Here is a 17,557-nt window from a genome sequence, read left to right on the forward strand (position 1 = left end):
CCTTTTTTGTAGCTGGGAATTGTGCTTTTTGAAAGTTTATAGTGAGGAGGAAAAAAGATGAAACCTGTGTTATGTGAAAAGAAAACCTATACAGTAGCTGAAATTGCAAAGATATTAGGTGTAAGTAAAGGAGCTGCTTATTCTTTAGTAAAAGAAAGTATATTTAAGAGTATAAAGATTGGTAAATCAATTCGCATTAACAAGGAATCCTTTGACAAATGGTTTTATAGCGATGAATAGGGAGGACTTAAAATGGCCGTAGTAATTACTAAAAGACGTAAGGCATACAATGTAATTTATACAATTCAAAATGAGAATGGGGATATAGAGAAAAGATATGAAACATTCTACAATCGAGATCAGGCATTGAAGCGTAAAGAACAAATAGATGGTGGAAAAAGAAATAAGATTATTGTAAATAAGAATACACTCTTTATTGATTATTTGAATCAATACGTAAGTGTGATTATATTTAATGATTATTCGATTTCAATATATGAGAATAAACAATCTTTGATCAACAATTATTTAAGTAAAGTTGTAGGAGATAAAAAGGTTAAAGAGCTTAATGCTAAAACATCAAAACAAATTATGCATGATCTTCAATTATTGCCAGGTGTACCTCTTAGAAATCAAATATCAAATGATATTATTTGTGCATCTGCTGTAAGAGGCTGCTTAAATTTATTATGCCAGGCCAGTGACTATTTGGTTGATCATAATTTAATAAAATTAAATTATTTTACAGAATATAGGCCAAAAGTAAGTGCCAAGAATCAAGAGTCGCCAAGTTGGAACTTGTCTTATTGGACTAGATTGATTTCTAATTGTACAAATGAAAAGTTGTTTATTTTATTGCATTTATGTTTTGATTCAGGTCTTTCTTTAAGTGAAGTGAGAGCTATTACCTGGAGTAATTTGGATCATTTAGAAGAAGGGTATATCGTATCGAATAAAAGAATTAGACGATTGAATAAGAATATTGTTTTGGAAATGGATCCATCTTCAATTATTCAAACTTATAAGAAGAAAGGATTTCAAAATACAAATACAGTTGTAGTACTTCTAAAGAATAAACAAGAAAAGAAAGTGTATTTACATAGCCAGGTCATTGAATTGTTGATGGAATGGCGAAATAGATATGCACAAAATCGTTGTGATGATTCTACTATTTTCAGTTTGAAGGATGATCTTCCTTATGATGATAGAGTCGTAAATAAACATTTCAAAGAACTTATTAGTAAATTGGGTTTTCCAGAATTGACATTAGTAAAACTGATGTCATTTGGCAGACAAAAGGGTAGAAATGAGGTTTTGTATAGTGATGTGTATTATTCAAGTTTGAGGCAACCTTTAAGATGTAAAAAGCCTAATATTGATGGGGTTCGTGATTTTTTAAATTGCAGACAGGTGATGGAATGTAAAGAAAAATGGAATCAATCTTTTAAAGAGAAAACATCCGGTTTACTCCCAAAAGAAGAACATTCTGATTTTGATGCATTGGTGGATAAATTAAAATCAGATCCATCTTTAAAAAGAGAGTTATTAAACAAATTATTAGAAAAGAGATGATATGAATGGCAACAATTAATAAGCGTAATGGTAAATATTGTGTAATTTATTATTATGTAGATGCAAAAGGAAAAAAGAGACAAAAATGGGAAACATTTGATTCAATTTCTGAAGCTAAAGCTAGAAAGTCAATAGTTGAAGCTGAAAAGGCTAAGGGGTCTTTTATCCCACCTAATACAGATACTGTTGAATCATTTTTAGATACATTTATTGAACTTTATGGCTATCAAAACTGGAGTGTTTCTACATTAACAAGAAATCGTTCTACAATTAAATATTATATTCTTCCATATATAGGTAAAAAGAAGCTGCAAGATATTAAGCCAATTGTGATTGAAAAATATTATAGGGATTTAAAAGAACAAAGAGTTATTCGACCTATGAGATCAAACACAGATGGGAAAGTAACTTCTTATATATTAAAATCGGTTCATAAGTTATTGAGCTGTGCCTTTGGGTGTGCTGAAAAGTGGGAATTAATTGCGTCCAATCCTTTTAAAAAAGTTACACCTCCAAAACATGAATATGCCAAAAAAGAAATTTGGACTTCAGAAATGATTTCTAGAGCACTAGAAGTTTGTGAAGATCCAAAAATTTCATTGGCAATTCAACTATCGTTTGCGTGTTCATTACGTATTGGTGAAGTTTTAGGATTACAATGGAAAAATGTATTCATAAGCGATGAAGATATTGAAAATGATAATGCTCATATTGTTGTAGAACAGCAATTACAAAGATTATCTAAAAAGGGAATTGATGAACTGAATGTTCAAGATATTTTGTATACATTTCCATCAGCTACTGATAATGAAAGCAATACAACAGTATTGGTGTTACGAAAACCTAAAACACAATCAAGTATTCGTACTATATGGCTACCTAATACATTGGTACAATTTTTACGTGAATGGAAAGAACAACAAAATGAATACAAAGAATTCTTTCAAGATGAATATCATGATTATGATATGGTTTTATGTTTTGAAGATGGTAGACCAGTAGAGCATAATATCATTCGTAAAGGATTAGCTAAGCTTTCAGAAAAAGCTGGACTTCCACCGGTGGTATTTCATTCGCTTCGTCATTCAAGTACAACATATAAATTAAAATTAAATCATGGTGATATAAAAGCAACACAAGGAGATACCGGTCATGCTCAGGCAGATATGGTCACAGATTTGTATAGTCATATTTTAGATGAAGATCGTAAAATAAATGCTCAAAAGTTTGATGAGTCATTTTATCAGAACAATGATGAAGACAATGCCAAAAGGAAGAAAGATAGTATTGATGTGGATAAGCTGGTTGCTTCTTTAAAAGACAATCCAGATCTACTGGATAAACTATTAGATGCATTAAAATAAGATGTCCCTATCAAGGGACTTTTTTAATAAAATGGCCTTCTAGCTAATAGCCAGCTAATATTGACTATGCAAAAAAAACGAAATCAGATGAAAAATTCCGTATATTTTATTGAGCGGTCAAAATTAGGAAACACAAAAAAGCCGATAAATAAAGCATATAACGAAATTATATATAAATTTCAAGATTAAATAAAATTGTGATGAGTGGTCTCCTAAGCAGGAGGCCAGTTTCCTAAGCAAGAGGCAAAAACTTGTGGTATTATCTTTTATATATTTCGGTAGCTCAGCTGGATAGAGCATCCGCCTCCTAAGCGGAAGGTCGTGGGTCCGAATCCCATCCGGAATACCATTTTAGCCTTTATTTAAGCGGTTTTTCCGCTTTTTTATTTTTTTGTAATGACCTTTTATAGCATTCAGAATTTTCAGCTCAGATGGTAAAAATGATTAAAATTTCTCTGTATCAGATTCGTTCGGATGACCTGTTTCAATCCGAACTTTTTTACATCATTTTTAGGGTTATCTAATGGATTTCTAATGCTATCTAATAAAACCCTACGGCACTAGGCGCACCAGGCGATATGTCACGAATTCTAATATAGTGTTTAATCACCTCCCAAAGTAGCAATTAATAGCTGCAATAATTCGGGATCCTGCTTGATTTTTTCCAAGACCTGATCTATGTCAACTTTCTTACTTGCCTGGGGAACTTCGACATAGTTTTCCATGTTTTGTTTATAGAAACTATCTTCAAACCTTTGCGCATTTACTCTTCGATCTTCATCTAAAATATGACTATATAAATCCATAACCATATCAGCTTGAGAATGGCCGGTGTCTCCTTGTGTTGCTTTTATATCTCCATTATTCAATTTTAATTTATAGGTTGTACTTGTATGACGTAAGGAATGAAATACAACATGGGGAAGTCCGGCTTCTTTTTCTAATTTTGATAAGCCTTTACGAATAACACTTCCATCACATGGAATACCGTTTGGCTGACATATCACAAGATTATAATTATGATATTTATCCCCGTAAGCTTCTTTGTATTTATTTTGTTCTTCTTTCCACTGTTTCAAAAAACAAGCCAATGTGTTTGGTAACCAGATTTTTCGAACACTACTATCTGTTTTAGGAGTTTTTAAAACCAGTCTTGTTGCGTTTTTTCTTTCTTCGAATTGTGGAAAGATGAATAGTACATCTTTGTTATTCAGTTTTTCCAGTGCATCTGTACGTGCTCTTTCTAACTGCTGCTTTATATAAATATGTGTATCGTTATTTGAAAAATCATCATCACTGATATGCACATTATCCCAAGTAAGACCGAGTACTTCTCCAATTCTTAAAGAACAGGCAAATGCAAGTTGAATGGCAATCGAAAGTTTTGGATCTTCACAAACTTCAAGAGCTTTGGCAATCTGATTAGCTGTCCATATTTCACGCTTTTCATATTCATGTTTGGGTGTGTCAACTTTTAAGAATGGATTATTTTGAATATATTCCCATTTAACAGCTACATTAAATGTGCAACGCAAAACTCTATGAATCTCTGCGATAACCCTGCTAGATACTTTTCCGGTTTTCATTGCATTTTCACTTTCTTTAAGATTTGCATAATATTGTTCAATCGTTATTGGACGAATTTCATCTAATTTATAGTGCCCTAGATACGGTGAAATATAAGCTTTAAATAATGCTGTATTCTTTTCCATAGTGGATATTGACCATTTGTTACATCCATAAAGATCTACATACGTTGGCCAAAACTCATTTAAAGTCGTTGTACTTGGTGCAATGAATGTTCGATCCGCTTGTTGAAGTTCAACTTCGGCTTTTCTCTTTCTAGCTTCTCTTAACGTCCTGAAAGATTCCCACTTTTGCTTTACTTTTCCATATTTATCTGTGTAATAGTAAATTACATTGTATTTATCCTTTCGTTTTTGTATCGATGCCATCTTATTCACCACTTTCAATTTCTAATAGTTTCATCAATAACTTTTTACGGATATTTTTGTCCTCACTAAGCTGTCTGACTAAATCTACCGCATCTTTTTTATCTTTATCAGGCAATTCTTTTTTCATTTGATTTGAAAATTCGGAGTTGATTTTCGCTGTTTTTTCTTTGGCAGTTAAACCAGAATAGCTAAAGGGAATATCATTGTGTTCATAATAATAAATATCCCTATAAGATCTTCCATCTGGTGCAACTTTCCCAGAAAAGAATTTCAATCCTGCTAGTGTATGTCTTGGAAGATCCAAAGCGCATGTTGTTTGATCTAAATGTTTAAGCAATAAACGATCATCATATGGACTGATTCCAAAAGTTGTAAACATCAATGCATCAGGACTTGTATCAAACTGGAATATGTCTTTAGAACGCTTTTTCCAGTTTTGTAACAATTCATACAGAGTACGTGGAATAGAATATATATTTTCTTTATCCACATAATGATGAACAACCTGGGTTTTAGATTTAATCTTTTTATCATGAACATATTTTTTGATTACGTAGGATTCAGGAAGGAAGAATAATTCTTTTTCATACATGCGTTCCATCATTTTATTTGTTCGAATATAGTACTTATCCTTTTCATGATAAAAATCTGACCATACTAGACCAAGTACATCCGTCACATTCATTCCGGTTGCAAATACGATTTGCATAATGACATATAGTTTTTCCTCTTTGCAGCCATCAAAAATCTGAAGCATGGTTTCATAAGTCCAATCTGCATATTTCTTTGGCCTTTTTTTAAAATCATTCGGATCTGAAATATGAATCTCATTAAATGGATTTTCATCCATGATTCCCATCTTAATTGCATGATCACACGTACTTATAAGCAATAGCTTACAGGCTCGAATCGTCTTTACAGACAATGTACTATTCCTTCCTATACTTTTGATTGTGCAGAGCTGGTTAATAATAGAATTTGCAAAGGCTGAATCAACATCTTTAACTTTAGTTGTTTCTACAAGGCTACGAAGATACACATCATAGTTTTTTTGAGCCTCGTGATATTTTTTTAAATGATCTCTGAAATATGGATCAGCAAGCCAATCTTCCATTACATCCACAAATAAACTATCTGGGGAAAACATACATGTCTCACCATCTAATAATTCTTTTCGTTTAGCTGCATCTTCATAGTTATCGAATAATTCCTTAATCATTTTTATTTCTTTTGCAGGTGTGACTACCTCGTAAGTTACTTGAAATTTCTTTCCCAATTTTAAAATCACAGCCATCCCTCATTCCTCCTTTATTGTTGACTGTCAAACCATTGATCAAAGGATTCCTTGTTAATACGAAGAATTTTTCCAACACGAATGACTTTAAATAATCCTTTTCTTGTTAAGTCATAGGCTGCTGTCCTTCCAATACCAAGTATTTGCATAATTTCAGCAACGGTATATGTTTTCTTTTCGCATATAACAGGTTTCATCGCTTTGTTCCTCCTCACTATAAAATTTTTGAAATTTAAATTCTCACCTACAAAATAAAAGGAAGCAGCTGGGAAAGGACTGCTTCCATAAGGAAAGGGAACATAACCAAAGCTATTTTCTTTGGTTATGTAAACGTAAATCTAGACTGATTTTGATTTTTCGATCAATCGCCATCATATCTAATCTACCAATAGTGGCTATTTTCTTTAACAATCGACTTTTATCAATAACGCGAATCTGTTCACACATGACCATTGATTTGTATTTTAATCCAATACCATCTGGTAAAAGATGATGTGTTGGTAAATGATGCTTGGTATAAATCTTGGATGATAAACAAGCCACAATGGTTGTTGGACTATATTTATTACCACGATTGTTTTGAATAATCACAACAGGACGAACTTTTCCTTGTTCTGATCCAGATGCATCACTTAAATCTGCTAAATAGACTTCTCCTCTTTTAATTTTCATGCATATCCACTCCTTATGTAAAACCGGGAGTATATCCCGGTTGATGTTTAAAAATAAAATATTTATCGTGTTTTCTATTTATCACCTGATTACCCGAAAACAAAGGAATCCTATTAGACAAGATAGTTGCTAATTATCTTTCATTGGCATCGCACCAACCCATATCACGCTTGAGCCTGTCGCTAGAAGTATCATTATCTTATATATTGTCATGGCACAATCAGCAAATTGTTTATCAATCTAAAGTATCATCGCTCGTTAAAAACATCATCGCGCAGTAGTGAAATAGCTCGAATATATAAGTGTTGTATCTAATAGTTGTTATTTTGTTTTCAAAGAGCTGCTAGGAAGATTACATATCCCCCTTCACTAGATAGTCCTTGAAATTGCCAATTATTAGCCTCTCTTTTTACATTTTTTTGAGAATTTTTCGATTCTTTTATAAACTGCGTTGGTCGTCATATGTAAATCTTCAGCAATTTCCCGTACACAATACTTGTTTTTCAACATTACAATGATTTTCTGCATGACAGGATCACACTTTTTCAAATGCTTATAAACAACGGCATCGTTTACTCCATTTAGTACATCTTCCCATGTATATTCACTTATACAATCTTCAGAAGGTTCATTTAGAAAAAATTTTACTTCAGTTGGCGATTCATTACGGTGAAAACTGCGATTTTTGTTGAAATCAAAATCATCTAGTTCTCGAAGGTACTGAATCTTCCATTCAGGAAATCCTAATAATCGTAGCAAGTTTTCTTCTTTTTCTTTTTCTTCTAAATACTTTTTCTTTTCGTAACCATAGTTATACATTTTATTATTCCTCCTTTTGTGAAGGAGAAACAATTTCCCCTTCACTTGAAAGTCCACAAAAAAGGCTTTTTTTAGCCTTGAAAGGGATAAAAAAAACAGATCAACTGTCTGAAACAGAGATCTGCACCAATTCGTTGTATTCTAAAAATCTATTCTCTTTTCAAAAACGAAAAGAGTTAGGAGGACTTCGATTCTTTACCATTAACATTATTAGAACACTGTATATGCATTGCAGCAATGGTTATATATTTATAAACTATCAATATAATTTAAAATGTTTGATAAAAATCTTCAAAAAAGTAAAGATTTCCTTCAAACTGATTACTAGAAAAGGTATAATGAATTCGTATATGCGAGGTAAACAATATGAAAGTAAGCTACAATAATTTATTTAAGCTTTTAATTGATGCGAATCTAACAAAAACAGAGTTTGCAGAAAAAATAGGATTATCTTCAGGAACACTAGCTAAATTGTCTAAAGGACAAGCTATTTCTATGGATAAATTGATTGATATTTGTGATTATTTCAATTGCACATTTGATGATGTTGTAGAAATCATTCCTAAAGAGGAACGTGATGAAAATAAATAAGTACGAATAAACGTAAAAGAGGTGATTACATGCCTATAGTATTGGATAATAATAAAATTGGTGCCGTTGGTGAGTACGTCAAAGAAAATACACAAGAAGGAGCTGATATAACTATCTCGTCTCCTATCTTTACAATCTATGCTTTTGAAGAATTACGAAAAGTATTAGAAAAAAGTAATAAATTTAAATTTCTGTTCAATGAACCTACATTCATAAAAAGAATTATTGCCAATGATAAAGAAGTAAAAGAATTTGAATTACAGATGCATCAAAGAGAAAGAAATGTTTCTGAATTCAACTTAGAAATCGGATTAAAAAACAATTTGGATCAAAACCAAATTGCTTCTAAGTGTTATAACTTCATAAAAGAAAAAGGTGAAATTAAATCTGTTGTTAAATCAGGTAGTGTTTCTCCAAGTAACATTCTTGTTGAAAATAAAGAAGGAAGTTATTTGATTCAAGGCAATAATATAGCTTTTTCTAAAGACGGTTTAGGATATACAAATCAAATTCGCTTTGATTTCAATACGGTCAGTGATGATCAACAAATGATTGATCAATATAAAGCTTTTATTAATCAAATATTTGAAAATGAAGATTTGGTTGCGGATGTTAAAGACGAATTATTAAAACACTTATCCAATTTATACAAAGAAAATTCTCCTGAATTAATTTATTATTTAACTCTATATAACATATTTGGTGAAAAACTGTTAAACATGGATGACATGGCTAGAGTTAAAGAACGTACAGGAATCAATAAAACTAAAATATGGAACGCTTTATATAATTTTCAACATGATGCTGTTGTTGGAGCTATAAAAAAACTTGAATTATATAATGGCTGTATAATTGCGGATTCTGTTGGTTTAGGTAAGACTTTTGAAGCTTTAGCTATTATTAAATATTATGAATTAAGAAATGATCGAGTACTTGTGCTTTGTCCTAAAAAACTACGTTCAAACTGGACTTCTTTCAGAGAAAATAGTGTTACTAATTTCTTAGCAGAAGATCGTTTTAATTACGATGTTTTAAACCATACAGATTTATCTCGTGATAAAGGAAAATCAGGAGATATCAATCTAGAAACAATCAACTGGGGTAATTATGATCTTGTAGTCATTGATGAATCTCACAACTTCAGAAATAATAATGCATTTAAGGGTAAAGAAACACGTTATCAAAAATTGATGAATCGTATTATAAAGAGTGGAGTTAAAACGAAAGTTTTAATGTTGTCTGCTACGCCTGTAAATAATCGTTTGGCAGATTTAAAAAATCAAATTATGTTTATTACAGAAGATCAAGATGATGCTTTTAAAGATTCTGTAGGTATTAACAGTATTGAAACAACATTACGAGTTGCACAAACACGATTTAAAGAATGGTCTAAGCTGCCAGAAGAAAAACGTACAACAGCTACTCTTTTACCAATGCTTGACTATAATTTCTTCAATTTATTAAATACTGTAACAATTGCTCGAAGCAGAAGGCAAATTCAGACGTATTATGATACAAAGGATATTGGTGAATTTCCAACTCGTTTGAAACCAATTTCTGTTAAATCAGATATCGATATCAATAAGAATTTTCCACCTCTTGGAAAAGTGAATGGAATGATTGCGAGTCTTCATCTGGCTATTTACTCTCCTATGCTTTATGTACTTCCTAGTAAACTTGAATATTATGAAGCATTGTATGATCAAGAAGTAAAAGGCGGTACAGGAAAGTTTAAACAAGTAGATCGTGAAAAAAATATTGTTAACTTGATGCGTGTGAATATTTTTAAACGATTAGAAAGTTCTGTTAACTCATTTACATTAACATTGGAAAGAATTTTAAGTCAGATTGAAATTATGATGGATATTCTTGATAAAGGTCAAGAATACGATTTTGATGATGACACATTTTCAAATGTTGAAGATGATGATTTTGATTATGAAGTTGGTGGAAAAATTAAAATCAAAGTCAAGGATTTAGATGCATTAAGATTAAGAGAAGATTTAGCAGAAGATCGTAAAATCTTAGAGGAACTGCTATATCAATCTATTGATGTTACACCAGATAAAGATGCAAAATTACATGATTTAAAAAATCAGATTACTAACAAGATTATGCATCCAATTAATGAAGAAAATAAAAAGATTATTATCTTCACTTCATTCTCAGATACAGCAGAATATCTATATAAATGCTTAAATGAATGGCTATTAAAGACACATGGTTTGTATTGTGGTTTGGTTACTGGTGGTTCAGGGGTTAAAACAAATTTAAAATCTGTTTCAAATCAATTTGAATCTATACTTGCTAATTTCTCGCCAAGATCAAACCATTTAAGAACAGATAAAGATCAAATTGATGTTTTAATTGCGACAGATTGTATTTCGGAAGGTCAAAACTTACAAGATTGTGACTATTTGATAAACTATGATATTCACTGGAACCCAGTACGGATTGTTCAAAGATTCGGGCGTGTGGATCGTATTGGTTCAACAAATAAAGTAATTCAGTTAGTAAACTTCTGGCCGAATATGGAATTAGATGAATATATCAATCTTGAAAACAGAGTAAAAAACAGAATGGTTATGTTGGATCTTTCAGCAACTGGTGACGATGATTTGTTATCTGCTGAAAGTAAGAATCTTGAATATCGTAAGAATCAATTAAAACAACTTCAAAATGAAGTGTTAGATGTTGAAGATTTACAAGGTGGTATTTCTATTACAGATTTAACATTGGATGATTTTATTATGTCGTTAGATCGATATATGAAAGAACATCCAAATGTATTAGAAAAATATCCTACTGGTGTATATGCAATTACAAACATTCCAGAAAAAAATAAGGATGAATGTACAGCAGGTGTGATCTATTGTTTAAAACAAAAGAAATATACAGATAATCAAGAATCTGCTTCTTCTTTATATCCTTACTACCTTGTATACGTAAAGGATGATGGTTCAATTCAAGTTAAAAATACAAACCCTAAAAAGATACTGGATCTGTTTAAAGTACTCTGCCAGGGTAAAGAAGAACCAATTGAAAAATTAGTCAAATCTTTTAATAAAAAGACAAAGAATGGATTAGATATGTCAGACTATACATATTTGTTGGAACAGGCTGTTTTTGATATTAAAGGTGTTGTAGAACAAAAAGGAGTTCAATCTTTATTTCAAATCGGACAAGCTACTTTGTTAGATAATACAGTAAGTGGATTAAATGATTTCGAATTAGTTTCTTTCTTGGTGATGGAATCATGAGATTATTAGAAAAGTTAGAAATTCCAACATTACAAAAACAACGAATTCCTGTTAAAACACTGATTGAACAACTACAACCTACACCTGAAAATAAAAGATTAATTGAAAGTCATGTTGCTTCTATTTATCTTGTAAGTTTATTGAATGAACAGATAATTCATTATAGAGCATATAAAGATGAGGAGTACAGCTATCAGGCGATTTATGTGTTACAGGTAACATTGAAAAAGGATGATCAGTTAACTGATCTTTCTGTTCAGCTGCATTCAGCATTTCCAGAACCTACCATCCTTTTAATGGACTATGCTTCTGATAAAGAATGGATCAGTGCAGCACCTAAAAGAATCAACAGGGTGGATACAACAAAAACTGTTTTAGATGATATTGTTGTACAAAAGATAGATGGAGAAGCTTATAAGTATTTAGATCTATCAAAATTATCAGCAGCCAATCTGAAAGAATATTACATGAAGGTTGTACAATTACTGTACAGAATTGCTGTTTATAGCATTATCAATATATATCCAGAAGTTGATTTGGATTTTAAGACTGTTATTAAAGAGTATCAGCAATGTTCTTCAAATATCAGCTATTTGAAAGAACAGTATAAAAAATCTGCGATGAAAGCGGAGCAGCTGGATGTAGATGATCAAATATATGATGAAGAACAGAAACAGAAACAAATTATACAGAAATTGAGAGGCGATACACTTGGAATTAAATAAAGACTGTGTTAGAGATATACTTTTAAAATGTAAAGAGTTACTACATATGAATGATGATGGTACAATGAATATTTTAAGTTCAAAAGATTTACATGAAGTACTACCAAATTATGATTTATCAGTTATAAAGTATTCTGTTTTAAAGATGAAAGAAGCAAAATTAATTAATGCGAAAATTTTTTCTTATGATGATTCAATAATAGACGAATTCTTAATAATAGATATTACATATTTTGGTCATGAATTTATTGAGCAAATTAAAGATGATAATAACTGGAATAAAGTCAAAGATGTTGCAAAGAAAGTTGGATCATCATCAATTGATATTCTTTTGCAAATAGCAGCTGGGGTATTAACAAATAAGATTAATAATTGTATTTAAAGGAGAAACTGAAATGGATAGAATCGATGGGCTAAGTTTAAACTTAGAAAAGAATAATATAGCTAAAATTAAAGAATTATTTCCTGAAGCAGTAGAAGAAGGAAAAATTAATTTTGATATGCTGAGAGCAATGCTTGGAGATGAGATCGATGATTCCAGGGAAAAGTATCAATTTACTTGGAATGGTAAAGCTAAATCAATTAAATTAGCTCAAACACCTTCATCAGCAACATTAAGACCTTGCAAAGAAAAATCAAAAGACTGGGATACAACAGAAAATCTTTATATTGAAGGAGATAATCTAGAAGTATTAAAACAACTCCAAAAAACATATTATGGCAAAATAAAAATGATCTATATTGATCCACCTTACAATACAGGTAATGATTTTGTATATCATGATGATTTTAAAAACAGTCTGGATAATTATAAGGAACAAACAAATCAGATAACATCATCAAATCCAGAAAGTAATGGTAGATTCCATACAGATTGGTTGAATATGATGTATCCAAGACTACAGCTAGCTAAAAATTTATTGTCAGAAGATGGTGTTATTTTAATAAGTATTGATGATAATGAAGAAGTGAATTTGCAGAAGATTTGTAATGAAATATTTGGTGAATACAATTTTGTGGGAAAATTTGCGGTACAAGTTAATCCTAGAGGAAGAAATCTTGATTTATATATTGCCAAAACATATGAACCAATACTTATTTATGTAAAAAATTATGGTAATACATCTTCAATAAATAAAATTGGAAAAGATGAAAAAATGTTATCTGAATACAATCGCATTGATGATAATGGAAAATTTAGACCTATAGGGCTAAGAAACCGTAATCAAGCATTTAATCCGGAAACAAGACCAAGTCTATACTATCCGCTATATGTTGATCCTGAAAATGGAAATGTTTCTGTGGAGAAAAAAGATAATTATACCGTTGAAGTATTTCCAAACGCCTCTGAAACAATACCAACATGTTGGACATGGTCAAAGCAGAAAGTAAAAAATGAAAACAACTTAATTTTTGCTGAACAAACTACAAATGGATGGAGAATTTTTAGAAAAGATTATTTAAATACCGGAAATTCAGCTACTACTTTAGCAAAATCACTGCAATTAGAAAATGAATTTAATAATGATTGGGGTAAAAAAAGAATAAAACAACTTTTTGACTTAAATATAATGAGTTTTCCTAAATCACCCAATTTAATGAAAAGATTAGTAGAGCTTGGAGCTGAGCGTGATTCTGTTATTTTAGATTTCTTTTCTGGCTCTTCAACTTTAGCGGACGCAATTATGCAATTTAATTCAGAAGATGGTGGAAATCGCAAATTCATCATGGTTCAACTTCCGGAATTATGCGATGAAAAATCAGAAGCATATAAAGCTGGATATAAAAATATATGTGAAATTGGAGAAGAACGTATTCGCAGAGCTGGAGAACAGATTAAAGTCGATTGGGAAAAGGAACATCCTAAAGATACTTTATTATCAGGTGAAGAAGAATTTACTGCAGATATAGGATTTAAAGTATTTAAACTTGATTCTAGTAATGTGAATGAGTGGGATACTAGTTTGGAACTAGACGAAAAAGAATTATCTGCTCGTTTAGGTGAAGTATTTAAACATGATAGAAGTAAAGAAGATATTCTTTATGAAATCATGCTTAAATATGGTGTATTTGATAGACAAGTAGAAGAAATAGAAGTAAATGGTAAAATAATGTATCGAGTGGGTAAACGATACATGATTGTTTGTCTAGAAGATGATCTTACAAGTGAAGATGTAAAAGCGATTGGAGAATTATCACCAAGAACTGTAATCTTCAAAGAAAGTGGCTTTGTTGATGATAATGCTAAAATCAATGCAGTATATAATTTAGAACACGCTGGTGTTGAAGATATTAAATGTATATAAAGAAAGGAGTTTGCAAATGAAGTTAAAATTTGTAGATCAACCCTATCAAACAGATGCAGTGAATGCAATATGTGATATTTTTGATGGCTGTGAAGTAAAAGATTCTTTATTTACAATTGAAGTAGATCAAAGAAATCAATTGGATTTTAATGCTGAAGGTGTTAGTTACTTCATAGGTCATTCTAATAAATTATCGATTAATGATTTTACAATGCTTGAAAATGTTCAAAGTATTCAAGAACATAACGATATTCAAATGTCTAAAAGTCTTCAAAATCGTAATTTTACGATTGAGATGGAGACTGGTACAGGTAAAACATATGTTTATACTAAGACTATCTTAGAAATGAATAAACGTTATGGTTTTACTAAGTTTATTATTGTTGTCCCTAGTATTGCAATTAAAGAAGGTGTGAATAATTCTTTAAATGCGACAAAAGATCATTTCATGGAAAAATATGACAATGTAGTCTACAACTACTTTGTATATGATTCTAATCACTTGGAAAGGATCAGAGAATTTGCTACAAGCACAAATATTGAAATCATGATTATTAATATTGATGCTTTTAGAAAGAGCTTTACAGATCCTTCTAAAGAAACAAAGGCAAATTTGATTCATAGAACAAGTGATAAATTAAATGGGAATAAGCCAATCGATTTGATTGCTGGAACAAATCCAATTGTTATCATTGATGAACCGCAATCTGTAGATGGTACAAAGAAATCAAAAGAAGCCATTGCTTCCTTAAATCCTTTATGTACCTTGCGTTATTCAGCAACCCACAAAGAGCTCTACAATTTAATGTATCGTTTAACACCAGTAGATGCTTATCAAGAAAATTTAGTTAAACATATTGAAGTTGCTTCCATTACAAGTAATGAAGCAAGTACAAAACCATATGTTAAATTAATGAGTGTATCTGAAAAAAATGGATTTTCTTGTCGATTGGAAATTTATGTAAATAATAAAAAAACAGGTGTTATTGGTAAAAAAGTAGTTACAGCAAAAACAAAAGATGATTTGTGGGAATTATCAAATGAAGTTGATTACTATAAAAATAATGGCTATATCATTGATAATATTGATTGTTTCCCAGGTGAGGAATCAGTTACTTTTAGTAATGGAGAATTCTTGAATATTGGTGATGTAATTGGTAATGTTGATGAATCAGCTATGAAACGTGCACAAATTCGTCAAACAATTGAAATGCATCTCAATAAAGAACTTCATTATATGAAACAAGGCATTAAAGTTTTAAGCTTGTTCTTCATTGATGAAGTATCTAAATATCGTGATTATTCTAGAGAAGATGAAAAAGGTGATTATCAAATCTGGTTTGAAGAAGAATACAGTAAACTCATTAATCAACCTCGTTATAAACTTCTTAGAGAAAAATATGGAGATTATATTTCTACTGATCCTACTGCTGTACATGATGGATACTTTGCACAGGATGGTAAAGGTAGAATTAAAAACTCTAGTGGTACAACAAATGATGATGAAACAACGTACCAGTTAATTATGAAGGATAAGGAACGTTTGTTGAGTTTTGATGAACCAATTCGTTTTATTTTCTCCCACTCAGCTTTAAAAGAAGGTTGGGATAATCCAAATGTGTTCCAAGTTTGTACTTTAGTTGAAACGAAAGATACAATGACAAAACGTCAAAAGATTGGTCGTGGTTTACGTATTTGTGTTAATCAAAACGGTGAACGTGTACTTGAACCTAAATACAATACATTAAGTGTTATTGCCAACGAATCTTATAAAGAATTCGCAAGTACGCTTCAAAAAGAACTTGAGAGTGATAACTTCAAATTTGGTATTATTGAACCAATCAGTTTTACTGGTATTGCGGTTAAGCAACATGATGGTAAATTAGTGGAATTAACGCAAAAGGAATCTGAAGAAATATTCAACTATCTTGTAAAGAATGAATACATGACTTCTAAGGGCAAAATCACAAATAAATATCATCAAGAAAAGCATGATGATAAATTTGTTTTACCAGAACAATATGAATCATTTACTCCAAAGGTTATGAAACGTATTGATAATTTATCAAGAGAAATTGAAATTAAAGATGCTTCTACAAAAGTACCTGTAAAGATTAATAAAGAAGTTCAATTGTCTCCTGAATTTGTGTCATTGTGGAATAAAATTAAACAAAAGACAGTTTATACAATCAATATGGATATGGATGCATTTAAAAAGCAAGCTATTGAACAAATTCAAAATATGCCACATATTCGTGCTGATAAAATTGATGCTCAGATTACCAATGTTGATATCACAAAACAAGGTGTTAAAGATGTGGGACATCAAGTAAGAGAACTTGGGGCGGTTTATGAATTTGAAAAGATGACCTACCCTGATTTTATTCGTAGACTTCAAGATTCAACAGGTTTATTAAGAAAAACAATCATTGAAATTGTTGCAAAATCAGGAAGACTAAAAGAATTCTATGTTAATCCTGAAGAATGGATTAAACAAGTATCTAAGATATTATTGTCCGTAAAAAAAGAAAATCTTACTGAAGGAATCAAGTATGAAAAAGTTGACGATTACTATGAACAGGATTTTATTTTCAATGATGAAGAATTGTATGGATATAAAGATCGTAATTTATTAGATGTTTCTAGTGAAAAGAACATTTATGATCATGTTATTTATGATTCTGAAATTGAACGTGAATTTGCGGTAGATGCTGAAAATGATGATGATGTTCTTCTTTATGCAAAATTACCTAGTAGGTTTAAAATTGATACTCCTATTGGAAATTATAATCCAGACTGGGCAGTTGTTTTAAATACAAATGAAGGAGAAAAGCTTTATTTTGTAGCAGAAACAAAAGGTACTGAAAATATCAATGATTTAAAGGGTACAGAAAAGAAAAAAATTCTTTGTGGTAGAAAACATTTTGAAGTTATCGATACTGGAATTAAATATGAAGTTGTAAAAGAGTTAAAAACATTAAAATCAAAATGCTAAGGAG

At 30.8% G+C, this 17,557-nt stretch carries 14 protein-coding genes and 1 tRNA gene; 10 read left to right on the forward strand and 5 right to left on the reverse strand.

What is annotated here, in order from left to right; genetic code table 11:
• The first annotated feature begins 57 nt into the window (after positions 1–57).
• The 4 genes from Q0F04_RS02420 (at position 58) to Q0F04_RS02435 (ending at position 3,285) form a co-directional block, all read left to right on the forward strand.
• Complete coding sequence (locus tag Q0F04_RS02420) at positions 58–240, forward strand: helix-turn-helix domain-containing protein (RefSeq protein ID WP_295749750.1); 183 nt, start codon at positions 58–60, stop codon at positions 238–240.
• Positions 241–252: 12 nt separating this feature from the next.
• Positions 253–1,572, forward strand: coding sequence for a hypothetical protein (locus Q0F04_RS02425; protein WP_295749753.1), 1,320 nt, complete (start codon positions 253–255; stop codon positions 1,570–1,572).
• 5 nt (positions 1,573–1,577) lie between these two features.
• On the forward strand, positions 1,578–2,936 hold the full coding sequence (locus tag Q0F04_RS02430) for a site-specific integrase (protein ID WP_295749756.1): 1,359 nt from the start codon (positions 1,578–1,580) through the stop codon (positions 2,934–2,936).
• 272 nt (positions 2,937–3,208) lie between these two features.
• Positions 3,209–3,285, forward strand: a tRNA-Arg gene (locus tag Q0F04_RS02435).
• Positions 3,286–3,538: 253 nt separating this feature from the next.
• On the opposite strand, the gene Q0F04_RS02440 is transcribed toward Q0F04_RS02435, so the two are convergent.
• From Q0F04_RS02440 to Q0F04_RS02460, 5 genes are all read right to left on the reverse strand, one after another.
• Positions 3,539–4,891, reverse strand: a complete 1,353-nt coding sequence (locus Q0F04_RS02440) for a tyrosine-type recombinase/integrase (RefSeq protein WP_295749759.1) — start codon at positions 4,889–4,891, stop codon at positions 3,539–3,541.
• Position 4,892: 1 nt separating this feature from the next.
• Complete coding sequence (locus Q0F04_RS02445) at positions 4,893–6,185, reverse strand: hypothetical protein (RefSeq protein WP_295749762.1); 1,293 nt, start codon at positions 6,183–6,185, stop codon at positions 4,893–4,895.
• A gap of 14 nt (positions 6,186–6,199) precedes the next feature.
• Positions 6,200–6,382, reverse strand: coding sequence for a helix-turn-helix domain-containing protein (locus tag Q0F04_RS02450; protein ID WP_118114646.1), 183 nt, complete (start codon positions 6,380–6,382; stop codon positions 6,200–6,202).
• A 112-nt stretch (positions 6,383–6,494) separates the two neighbouring features.
• Positions 6,495–6,857, reverse strand: a complete 363-nt coding sequence (locus tag Q0F04_RS02455; protein ID WP_295749765.1) for a type II toxin-antitoxin system PemK/MazF family toxin — start codon at positions 6,855–6,857, stop codon at positions 6,495–6,497.
• A 396-nt stretch (positions 6,858–7,253) separates the two neighbouring features.
• Positions 7,254–7,676, reverse strand: coding sequence for a helix-turn-helix domain-containing protein (locus Q0F04_RS02460; RefSeq protein WP_003864690.1), 423 nt, complete (start codon positions 7,674–7,676; stop codon positions 7,254–7,256).
• 366 nt (positions 7,677–8,042) lie between these two features.
• Between Q0F04_RS02460 and Q0F04_RS02465 the strand changes: the two genes are divergently transcribed.
• From Q0F04_RS02465 to Q0F04_RS02490, 6 genes are read left to right on the forward strand one after another with little or no spacing between them, the layout of a single operon-like run.
• Positions 8,043–8,267, forward strand: coding sequence for a helix-turn-helix transcriptional regulator (locus tag Q0F04_RS02465; protein WP_118114649.1), 225 nt, complete (start codon positions 8,043–8,045; stop codon positions 8,265–8,267).
• A gap of 29 nt (positions 8,268–8,296) precedes the next feature.
• The gene (locus tag Q0F04_RS02470; protein ID WP_295749770.1) at positions 8,297–11,527 is read left to right on the forward strand and encodes a helicase-related protein; all 3,231 of its coding nucleotides are present in this window, start codon (positions 8,297–8,299) and stop codon (positions 11,525–11,527) included.
• Complete coding sequence (locus tag Q0F04_RS02475; RefSeq protein ID WP_295749772.1) at positions 11,524–12,252, forward strand: DUF4391 domain-containing protein; 729 nt, start codon at positions 11,524–11,526, stop codon at positions 12,250–12,252. Before Q0F04_RS02470 ends, Q0F04_RS02475 begins: the two co-directional genes overlap by 4 nt.
• The gene (locus tag Q0F04_RS02480; RefSeq protein WP_295749775.1) at positions 12,239–12,634 is read left to right on the forward strand and encodes a DUF2513 domain-containing protein; all 396 of its coding nucleotides are present in this window, start codon (positions 12,239–12,241) and stop codon (positions 12,632–12,634) included. Before Q0F04_RS02475 ends, Q0F04_RS02480 begins: the two co-directional genes overlap by 14 nt.
• A gap of 13 nt (positions 12,635–12,647) precedes the next feature.
• Positions 12,648–14,558 (forward strand): site-specific DNA-methyltransferase, encoded by a 1,911-nt coding sequence (locus Q0F04_RS02485; RefSeq protein WP_295749777.1) that lies wholly within the window; start codon positions 12,648–12,650, stop codon positions 14,556–14,558.
• A 16-nt stretch (positions 14,559–14,574) separates the two neighbouring features.
• Positions 14,575–17,553, forward strand: coding sequence for a DEAD/DEAH box helicase family protein (locus Q0F04_RS02490; protein WP_295749781.1), 2,979 nt, complete (start codon positions 14,575–14,577; stop codon positions 17,551–17,553).
• Positions 17,554–17,557: the final 4 nt, after the last annotated feature.

Source organism: uncultured Holdemanella sp. (assembly GCF_934772795.1).
Classification (GTDB): domain Bacteria; phylum Bacillota_I; class Bacilli_A; order Erysipelotrichales; family Erysipelotrichaceae; genus Holdemanella.